The 8,615-nt window shown below is 74.7% G+C and carries 9 protein-coding genes and 1 pseudogene; 5 read left to right on the top strand and 5 right to left on the bottom strand.

Annotation, left to right across the window (positions count from 1 at the left end):
- A pseudogene (locus F9B16_RS50795) lies at positions 1-398 on the top strand (RNA polymerase sigma factor); the annotation flags it as partial.
- Positions 399-424: 26 nt separating this feature from the next.
- On the opposite strand, the gene F9B16_RS10930 reads toward F9B16_RS50795, so the two are convergent.
- Positions 425-1,192 (bottom strand): MerR family transcriptional regulator, encoded by a 768-nt coding sequence (locus F9B16_RS10930; protein ID WP_151539897.1) that lies wholly within the window; start codon positions 1,190-1,192, stop codon positions 425-427.
- A gap of 91 nt (positions 1,193-1,283) precedes the next feature.
- Here F9B16_RS10930 and F9B16_RS10925 point away from each other — a divergent pair, with 91 nt between their 5' ends.
- From F9B16_RS10925 to F9B16_RS10915, 3 genes are all read left to right on the top strand, one after another.
- Positions 1,284-2,291, top strand: a complete 1,008-nt coding sequence (locus F9B16_RS10925; RefSeq protein ID WP_151539896.1) for an adenylate/guanylate cyclase domain-containing protein — start codon at positions 1,284-1,286, stop codon at positions 2,289-2,291.
- A gap of 21 nt (positions 2,292-2,312) precedes the next feature.
- Positions 2,313-3,869 (top strand): N-acyl-D-amino-acid deacylase family protein, encoded by a 1,557-nt coding sequence (locus F9B16_RS10920; protein ID WP_192808712.1) that lies wholly within the window; start codon positions 2,313-2,315, stop codon positions 3,867-3,869.
- Between the two features lie 61 nt (positions 3,870-3,930).
- Entirely contained in the window at positions 3,931-5,070 is a 1,140-nt protein-coding gene (locus F9B16_RS10915; protein WP_151539894.1) for a hypothetical protein, read from the top strand.
- Between the two features lie 18 nt (positions 5,071-5,088).
- Here F9B16_RS10915 and F9B16_RS10910 read toward each other — a convergent pair whose 3' ends face one another.
- The 4 genes from F9B16_RS10910 to F9B16_RS10895 form a co-directional block, all read right to left on the bottom strand.
- Positions 5,089-5,538 carry a MarR family winged helix-turn-helix transcriptional regulator gene (locus F9B16_RS10910; protein WP_151539893.1) on the bottom strand — a complete coding sequence of 150 codons (450 nt, stop codon included), beginning with the start codon at positions 5,536-5,538 and terminating at the stop codon, positions 5,089-5,091.
- Positions 5,539-5,694: 156 nt separating this feature from the next.
- Positions 5,695-6,651, bottom strand: a complete 957-nt coding sequence (locus tag F9B16_RS10905; protein ID WP_151539892.1) for a sigma-70 family RNA polymerase sigma factor — start codon at positions 6,649-6,651, stop codon at positions 5,695-5,697.
- Positions 6,651-7,103: a VOC family protein gene (locus F9B16_RS10900; RefSeq protein WP_151539891.1), complete on the bottom strand. Its 453-nt coding sequence runs from the start codon at positions 7,101-7,103 to the stop codon at positions 6,651-6,653. Before F9B16_RS10900 ends, F9B16_RS10905 begins: the two co-directional genes overlap by 1 nt.
- Positions 7,104-7,126: 23 nt before the next feature.
- Positions 7,127-8,062, bottom strand: a complete 936-nt coding sequence (locus F9B16_RS10895; RefSeq protein ID WP_151539890.1) for a DUF5996 family protein — start codon at positions 8,060-8,062, stop codon at positions 7,127-7,129.
- Between the two features lie 143 nt (positions 8,063-8,205).
- Here F9B16_RS10895 and F9B16_RS10890 point away from each other — a divergent pair, with 143 nt between their 5' ends.
- Positions 8,206-8,574, top strand: coding sequence for a thioesterase family protein (locus F9B16_RS10890; protein WP_151539889.1), 369 nt, complete (start codon positions 8,206-8,208; stop codon positions 8,572-8,574).
- Positions 8,575-8,615: the final 41 nt, after the last annotated feature.

The following is an 8,615-nucleotide window of genomic DNA, read 5'->3' as shown; positions in this document are numbered from 1 at the left end:
CGTCCGGCGCGCCGGTCCAGCCGCAGACCGACGAGAAGGACCCGTCGCCGCCCGCGACGACCGCGCCGCCGTCGCCCGCGCCGACCACCCCGAAGCCGCCGGCGCGGCCGGGCGTGCTCGTGGTGAACCCGGGCACGGTCGAGATGTACGGCACGAAGACCGCGCAGGTCAGCCTGTCCGCCCGGAACGGCCCGGTGACCTGGACGGCGATGACGTCGAACGGTGAGCTGGTGCTGTCGCAGATGCAGGGCGGGGTCGCCAAGGGCGGTACGGCGCGCGTGACGGTCACGCTGCGGACCGCGCTCATCGGGCTGCCCGGCCAGGGCACGCTGACCTTCACCGACTCCGAGGGCGCCGCCCACACGGTCACCGTGAAGTGGGGCGCCTCGCTGCTGTGACGCGCAGGCCCGGGCCGCGGCGGGGGTCAGCCCGCAGCGGGGTGGTCCTCGCCGGCGAGGTGGTCCCTGATCGTCTCGAGGTGCTCACCCAGCGCCGCCTGCACGCGGGCCTCCATCGCCCGCGCGATCAGCGGGTCGACGACCATCTTCACCAGCGGCCGCATCCGCCGCACCACGGCGGCGACCTCGGTGACCTCCTCGCCGCCCGGCTGGTCCTCCAGCCGGGCGAAGACGTGCTCCTGGACGAGCCCGACGAACCGGCCCGCGATCACGTCCACGTCGCCGCGGATCTTCTCGGCGATGTCGAGCACGGCGTCCAGCGGGATGCCCGCCGCGACCAGCTCGGCGCCGACGTGCAGGAGCCGAGGACTCGGCACGCGGAACGTGTCGCCGTCGGGCTCGATGAGGCCGAGCGCGACGGTCCGCTCCCGCATCCGCTCGCGCTCGGCCTCGTCCAGGCCGGTGCCGAAGATCGCGACGAGCTCGTCGTAGCCGACGGTGCCGGGGATCTCGTCCGACCACGGGTCGGTGAGCACCTTCTCCAGGCCGAGGACGTCGCCGACGTCCCTGCCGGTCTCCCACGCCGTCAGCAGGTCCTTGATGACCGCGAACGTGTAGCCGCGGCCGAGGAGCTGGCCGATCAGCCGCAGCCGGGCCAGGTGGGAGTCGTCGTACAGGCCGACCCGGCCGGCGAGGCGCGGCGGCGGCAGCAGCCCCCGGTCCTGGTAGGCGCGGATGTTGCGCACGGTGCTCCCGGCGGCGCGCGCCAGGTCGTCGATTCGGTACTCGGCCATGCCCCGCCTGCCGGTTGCGTCCATCTTGACCGCCGCGATCTTACTCCGCCATCATTGTGACATTGATCAATGAGACATAGAGGGGGAGTCCATGACGGACCCCGGCGGACCCCTGGACATCGAGGAGACCCTCCTCGGCGGACCCCTGCGCTACACCCGCAAGGACGTCGAGGCCCTCTCCGGCGTCCCCGACGCGTACGCGCGCCGCATCTGGCAGGCCCTGGGCTTCCCCATCCCGCCCGACGACGAGGTCGCCTTCACCGACGGCGACGTCACCGCCCTCCGCGAGATCAACGAGGTGCTCGGGCACGACCTCGTCGACGAGGACACCGTCCTGCAGCTCGTCCGCGCCGTCGGCCAGACGATGGGGCGGCTCGCGAGCTGGCTCGGCGACGTCTGGCTGCAGCGCCTCAGCGTGCTGCCCGCCGACCAGCCCGTCACGCCCGACCTGGTCACCGCCGCCCTCGCCGCCACCGAGGAGCTGCGGCCCGCGTTCGAGCGGCTGCTGCTGCACGGCTGGCGCCGCCAGCTCACCGCCGCCGGGATGCGCGCCGCCGCCGTCACGGCCGCCGCGCCGTCCGACCCCGCCGCCGGCCTCGCCCACCTCGCGGTCGGGTTCGCCGACGTCGTGTCCTTCACCCGGCTCAGCCGCAGCCTCGACGCCGACGCGCTCGCCGCGTTCGTCGAGCGGTTCGAGTCCGCGGCGGCCGAGATCGTCGCGGACCTCGGCGGGCGCGTCGTCAAGACGCTCGGCGACGAGGTCCTCTTCGTCGCGACCGACCCGTCCGCCGCCGCCGAGATCGGGCTGCGCGTCGCGGAGCGCTTCAACACCGACCCCGAGTTCCCCAAGGTCCGCGTCGGCCTCGCGTACGGCGAGGTCATCCAGCGGCTCGGCGACGTCTTCGGCACGCCCGTCAACCTCGCCGCCCGCCTCACCGCGACCGCCTACCCCGGCACCGTCCTGGTCGACGGCGAGCTGGCGTCCGCGCTGCCGACCGGCGGCCGCTTCGACGTCTCGTCGCTCCGCCCGCGCCCGCTGCAAGGCCTGGGGAGGGTCCGGCCGCGGCTTCTGCGCCGCGCCCCTGGCGACCGGCGCTGACCGTCCGTAGCCTTCAGGCTGATGTTCGACGTCGTGATCCGGGGCGGGACGGTGCTGGACGGCACCGGCGGCCCGGCACGCCGCGCCGACGTCGGCGTCTCCGCCGGACGGATCGCCGCCGTAGACGTCTTGGCGCGCGCGCAGGCGGTCACCGAGATCGACGCCACGGGCCGGTACGTGATGCCGGGCTTCATCGACGCCCACGTCCACGGTGACGCCGCCTTCTTCGACCCGGACGCGCAGGAGGCGGCGCTCCGGCAGGGCGTCACCACGTTCGTGCTGGGCCAGGACGGCGTGTCCTACGCGCCCGCGAGCGCGGAGACGCTCCGGTTCGTCACCCGGTACTTCGCGCCCGTCAACGGGACGCACCCCGGGCTGGACGGCGCGGTGTCGGTGGCGGAGTTGCTGGACGGCTACGACCGGCGCACGGCCCTCAACACCGCCTACCTGCTCCCGCACGGGACGATCCGGCACAGCGCGATGGGGACGGCGCGGCGGGCCCCGGACGCGGCGGAGCTGGCGGCCATGCGCGCGCAAGTGGAGCGCGGACTGAGCGAGGGCGCGGCCGGGTTGTCCACAGGCCTGGAGTACGTGCCGGGCTCCTACGCAGGGGGCGACGAGATCGCCGCGCTGTGCGAACCCGTCGGCGCGGCAGGACTCCCCTACGTCACCCACATGCGCGGCTACGAGGCCGATGCCGCGCGCGCTTTGGCGGAGGTGCTGGAGATCGCGCGGGCCGGACGCGTCGCCCCGCACGTGTCGCACCTCCACGGGCCGGGGGACGCCCTGGCCCGACTCGTCGGCGACGCGCGCGCCGAAGGCGTCGACCTGACCTTCGACAGCTACCCCTACCTGCGCGGATGCAGCACGCTGACGCTCGTCGCGCTGCCGCCGTGGCTGCCGCTCGCCGACCTGGACGCGGCGCTGGACGCGCTGGCGGACCCGGCCGTCCGGGCCCGGCTGGAGCGCGACTGGTTCCCGCGGCGCGCGGACGTCTGGCCGCGGATCACGCTGTCGCACGTCCCCGCCGCCGACCTGCGCTGGGCCGAGGGCATGACCCTGCCCGACGCGGCCGAGCGCGCGGGCCGCGGGCTCGGGGCGTTCTGCTGCGATCTCCTCGTGGCGACCCGGCTGGAGGCGGGGTGCGTGTTCGCGCAGCCGCCGTCCGCCGTCGAGGAGTCGGTGCGGACGCTGCTGCGGCACCCCGCGCAGATGGCCGGCTCCGACGCCGTCTACCAGGGCGGGCACCCGCATCCGCGCGGCTGGGGCGCGTTCGCCCGGCTGCTCGGCCGGTACGTCCGCGAGCTGGGCGACTGGACGTGGGAAGAGGCCGCCGCGCACCTCGCCGGGCGCGCCGCCGCGCGGTTCCGGCTCGCCGACCGGGGCCGCGTCGAGGCGGGGCACGCCGCCGACCTCGTCGTGCTGGACCCGGGCACGGTCACCGACCGCGCCACCTACGAGCGGCCGCGCGTGCCGGCGGAGGGCGTCGAGCACGTCCTGGTCAACGGGGTCCCCGTGCTGACCGGCGGCGTCCTCGACCCGGCGGCCCGCCCCGGCCGGGCCCTGAGGCCGCGCTGATGACGGCGCCGGGTCGCCGTATCCTCGTCTGGCCCGGTGCCGCCGTCCACGAGAAGAGCTGATGGACTCCTCCCTCTACGTCCTGGTGGAGGACCTGCGCGGCGTGGACGCCGCGCGGATCCTGGCCCACGGGGTCACCTCGATCACGGTCGGCGCGGCCTACCATCGCGCCCGCGACGTGACGCCCCACGGCCGTTCCCGCGTCACGTTCCGCCACGACGGCGTCCATTTCCCGCTGGACGGCCACTTCGATGGGATCCGGCTCGTCCCGCCTGTGCGTGAGGGCGCGGACGAGGAGCCGCTGCGCGCGCTTCGGGAGGAGACGCGCGCGCTCGGCGTCCCCCTGCACGGGTGGGGCGTGTTCCTGCACAACACCACGCTCGGCCTGGCGTTCCCGGACGTCACGCAGGAGAACTGCTTCGGCGACCGCGCCGCGCCCGCCGACCTCTGCCCGTCCCACCCGGACGTCCGCGCCTACGCCGTCGCCCTAGGCCGCGCCATCGCCCGGCAAGGAATGGACTCCGTCGTCGCCGAATCCCTGCACTTCGGGACGTTCGGCCACGGCTACCACCACGAACGCTCGTTCGTGGACCTCGGCCCGGCCGCCGAGTTCGCCCTCGGACTCTGCTTCTGCGAGCACTGCCGCCGCCGCGTCCCGGGCGCCGACGAGGCCCGCGACGCCGCCGCCCGGCTCGCGGCGTCCGTGCTGGACGGAGGCCCGCCCGCCGAGCAGATCCCGGACGTCCTCGTCGAGTTCGCCCGCGCGCGCACGCCGGTCGTCACGTCCCTGGCCGCCGAGGTCGCCGACACCGTTGCGGCGGCGGGCTCCCGGCTCACGTTCATCGACCTGACCGGCGCCATGAAGGGCTACGCGGACGGCCTCCCCACCGGCGCCCCGGCCGCCGCCGACGCCTGGCAACTGGGCATCGACCCGGTCTCGCTGGCGCGGACCGTCCCGTCCTATGCCGTCCTCTGCTATGCCCGGGACGCCGGACGGATCGCCGAGGACGTCGCCGCCTACCGCACCGCGCTGGGCCCGGACACCGGACTCCGCGCCGTCCTCCGCCCCGGGCACCCCGACACGGCGTCCGCGGAACACCTGGCGGCCAAGGCCGAAGCGGCCCGCACGGCGGGCGCCGACACGATCGACTACTACCAGTACGGCCTGGCCACCCTCGCCGACCTGGCCCGCATCCCTTGAGTCGTGGCGTGGACGCCCTCAGCGAGCGGCGTCGAGGTTGGCGGTGACGCGGTGCAGCGTCTCGCGGAGAGCGAGGAGTTCTTGGAGGTCCAGGCCCGTCGCCTCCAGGATCCGGGCCGGGACCTCCGCCGCGCGCGTCCTGAGCGCGGCGCCCTGGCCGGTGAGGTGCACCGACACCGAGCGCTCGTCCTCGCGGCTGCGGCGCCGCTCCACCAGGCCCGCCGCCTCCAGCCGCTTGAGCAGCGGCGACAGCGTCCCCGAGTCGAGCCGCAGGCGCTCGCCCAGCCGCTTGACCGTCGGGCCGTCCGCCTCCCACAGCGCGAGCATCACCAGGTACTGCGGGTACGTCAGCCCGAGGCCGCTCAGCTCCGTCCGGTAGAGCGCGTCGAACGCCCGGGACGTGGTGTGCAGCGCGAAGCAGACCTGGTGGTCGAGCCGCATCAGGTCGCCGTCGGGAATCCCGGTCATGCCCGCCAGTCTACGTTTGCGCCCATTGAGTTGTCCGCAACCGGATCTCCCGCGGCCGTCCGGCTGCGGTCAGCGGGCCTCCAGCCGGGGGTCAGGCGGCCTCCAGCCGGGGGTCAGCGGGCCTCCAGCCGGGGGTCAGCGGGCCTCCAGCCGGGGTCAGCGGGCCTCCAGCCGGGGCGGCAGCTCGAACGCCGCGAAGACCCGAGCGTCCTGGAAGACGACGTTGCGGGCCAGCCCCTCGGGCCGCACCGTGAAGACCTGCAGCGTGTGGAGCACGTAACCGCCGTCGTCGTCCCGGTGGTAGGCGGCGACGGCCGGCTGCGCGTTCGCCGCCGTCCGCACCATCCGCCACTCGGTCGCGCGCATCGCGAAGAGCCGCTCCATGAACCGGCCGTAGGCGTCCCTGCCGAGGTACCAGAGCGGGACGGGCGGCATCTCCAGCACCGCGTCGTCCGTCAGCAGCGCGACGAGCCCCGCCACGTCGGCGGCCTCGAATGCCCGGACGTAGCGGTCCACGACCGCGTCGACCGCGCCGTCGTCCGGCTCGGCGACGTCGTCCTCCACCGGGGACGCGCCCTCCAGCCCGGCCCGGGCCCGCTGCAGTGCGCTGTTCACCGCCGCCGGGGTCGCCCCCAGCAGCTCCGCGACCTCCGCCGCCGGGAACTCCAGCACGTCGCGGAGGATCAGCACCGCCCGCTGCTTCGGCGGCAGCGCCTGCATCGCCGCGATCAGCGCCAGCCGCAGGCTCCCCCGCCGGACGGCCCGCTCCGCCGGATCGCCGAGCAGCGCGTCCGGGAACGGCTGGAGCCACGGCACGTCCAGCGACGGCGCGAGCGGCGCGTGCGGGTCGTCGCTCGGGCCGCCGAGACCGGACGGCAGCGGCCGCCGCGACCGGCCCTCCAGTGCCGTCAGGCACGCGTTCGTCGCGATCCGGTACAGCCACGTCCGCACGGACGCCCGCCCCGGGTCGTAGCGCTCGCGGGCCCGCCACGCGCGCAGCATCGTCTCCTGGACCAGGTCCTCGGCCTCGTGGACGGCGCCGAGCATCCGGTAGCAGTGCACCAGGAGTTCGCGCCGGTAGGGCTCCACGCGGGCGGCGAAGTCCTCGTCCATCAGCCGGACGCCGGCGGGTCGGCGAAGATGCCCTTGAGCAGCCCGGTGGCCTGGCCGACCTCGATGAGGTAGCCGTCGGGGTCGCGCATGTAGCAGCGGATCTCGGCCTTGCGGTCCAGCGGTTCGGTGAGGAACTCGACGCCCTTGGCGGTGGCGTCCGCATAGAAGGCGTTGATGTCCGCCACCCGGACGTTGAGGAAAGTCGACACGGGATCGCCCGGCGAGGGCGGCGTAAGGACGATGTCAGGCTTGTCCGGTGTCGGTCCGCCGCCCGGGTTCATGATGATCCAGCTGTTCGCCACCTTCACGGTGGCGGGGTTCTCCTCCAGGATCACCTCCCCGCCCAGGACGTTCACATAGAAGTCCCTGGAGGCGGCGACGTCCCGGACGGTCAGGAAGTGCGTCAGCACCAGCCCTTCGGCCGGCGCGGGGAAACCACCTTGGCCGGGCATCCCGGCTCCCTTCTCTCGTCGCGCTACACCCGGTACGGGGCCCAGCGGTTCGGGTCCTCCTCCAGCGAGCCGCGGTCCCAGTCGCCGAGGTCCGCTGCGGCCTCGTAGGTGCTCTGCAAGAACGCGAACAGCGTCCGGTCGGGGTCGTCGGCCGTGGCCACCGCCTCGTACGGCAGCAGGAACTGCCCATTCTCGCGGCTGTAGAACGCCGCGTCCGGCATAACGGGACGATCCGCGAACCCCTCCGGCTCCGGGTAGGCGTAGGCGTAGAAGGCGCCCTCGTCGAGGCCGGGCCAGAACCCGCAGCTGCTCAGCTCCCGCGAGTAGCCCTCGACCATCACCCAGTCCCCGCAGTTCGGCGCGCCGCCCGGATGCCGGGGCGCCTCGCGCCCGGAGAACCGGGTGCAGGCGAGGTCCATGGCGCCCCAGAAGAAGTGCACCGGGCTCACCTTGCCGACGAAATGGGACCGGAACTCGCCGAGCACCCGGTTCGCCTGCAGCAGCTGCCGCCAGAACAGGTGCGCCGCCTCCGCGTCGTAGGACGCGTGCTGGTGGTCGTCGGCGAACGGGATCGACGGCTCCACCTCGTTCGGCCGCGCCTGGATCGTCGTCTCGATCCCGAGCCCGACGAGGTGGTCCATCGTCTCGGCGTAGAAGTCGGCGACCGGCTTCGGCTCCAGGGCCACCTGGCGCTCCTCGCCGCTGCTGGAGCGCAGGCGCAGCACGTCCGAGACGAAGTCGAACTCCATGTCGAACGCGCCGGCCGCGTAGGGGATCGCCGAGGTGGTGAGGCCGCGCGGGCTCACGTACAGCGTGACCTGCCACCAGTGGTTGACCAGCGGCGCGTGCGCCATGCGGATCTTCCCGACGATCTGCGTCCACATGTGCAGGGTGTCCCGCGTGCCGGTCCAGTCCGCGACGCGCAGCCGCGGCCACGCCCCCTGCCTGTGCTCCCCCACTGGCGTCCCCCTCGCGCGCACGCCTCCGCGGGCGCTGGGGGACGGCCCGCCTCCTACGGTCGCCGTCCTACCCCGCGTCCCCCCGGGCAACCGTCGGGACGGGCGGGCGGCGTCTGCCGTGGTGCCGTGCGTACTGTGGTGCCGTGCGCTACGAGGTGACGGAGGCCGACACCGCGACCGCGCTGGGCAGCGGCGACGTCCCGGTGCTCGGTACCCCGCGGGTGATCGCGTGGATGGAGGCGGCGACCGTCCGGGCCGCCGCGCCGCTCCTGGCCGCGGGGCAGACGACGGTGGGCGTCGCGATCCGCGTCGAGCACCTGCGCGCCACGCCCGTCGGCGGGACGGTGGACGTCACCGCCGAGGCGCCGGACGGCGCGTCCGGCCGCCGCCTCACCTTCGCGGTGCGGGCCGTCGACGGTGCCGGGACGGTCGTCGCGGCGGGCGAGATCGACCGCGCGATCGTGGACCGCGCCCGGTTCGCCGACGCGGCCGGAAGGCTCCCGAGAACATGACCAACCGGTCAGGCGCCCGGTCCGGGCCGGTCAGACGCCCG

This window comes from Actinomadura montaniterrae (genome assembly GCF_008923365.1).
Classification (GTDB): Bacteria; Actinomycetota; Actinomycetes; order Streptosporangiales; family Streptosporangiaceae; genus Spirillospora; species Spirillospora montaniterrae.
Note: the sequence above shows the minus strand (reverse complement) of the source record. Positions and strands in the feature narration are given on the sequence as shown.

Excerpts from the sequence above, each read along its gene's own strand:
- F9B16_RS10900 (WP_151539891.1), bottom strand. The coding sequence starts at position 7,103 with ATGCCCGGCCAAGGTGGTTTCCCCGCGCCGGCCGAAGGGCTGGTGCTG.
- F9B16_RS10930 (WP_151539897.1), bottom strand. The coding sequence starts at position 1,192 with ATGGCCGAGTACCGAATCGACGACCTGGCGCGCGCCGCCGGGAGCACC.
- F9B16_RS10910 (WP_151539893.1), bottom strand. The coding sequence starts at position 5,538 with ATGACCGGGATTCCCGACGGCGACCTGATGCGGCTCGACCACCAGGTC.
- F9B16_RS10915 (WP_151539894.1), top strand. The coding sequence starts at position 3,931 with ATGGACTCCTCCCTCTACGTCCTGGTGGAGGACCTGCGCGGCGTGGAC.
- F9B16_RS10925 (WP_151539896.1), top strand. The coding sequence starts at position 1,284 with ATGACGGACCCCGGCGGACCCCTGGACATCGAGGAGACCCTCCTCGGC.
- F9B16_RS10920 (WP_192808712.1), top strand. The coding sequence starts at position 2,313 with ATGTTCGACGTCGTGATCCGGGGCGGGACGGTGCTGGACGGCACCGGC.
- F9B16_RS10905 (WP_151539892.1), bottom strand. The coding sequence starts at position 6,651 with ATGGACGAGGACTTCGCCGCCCGCGTGGAGCCCTACCGGCGCGAACTC.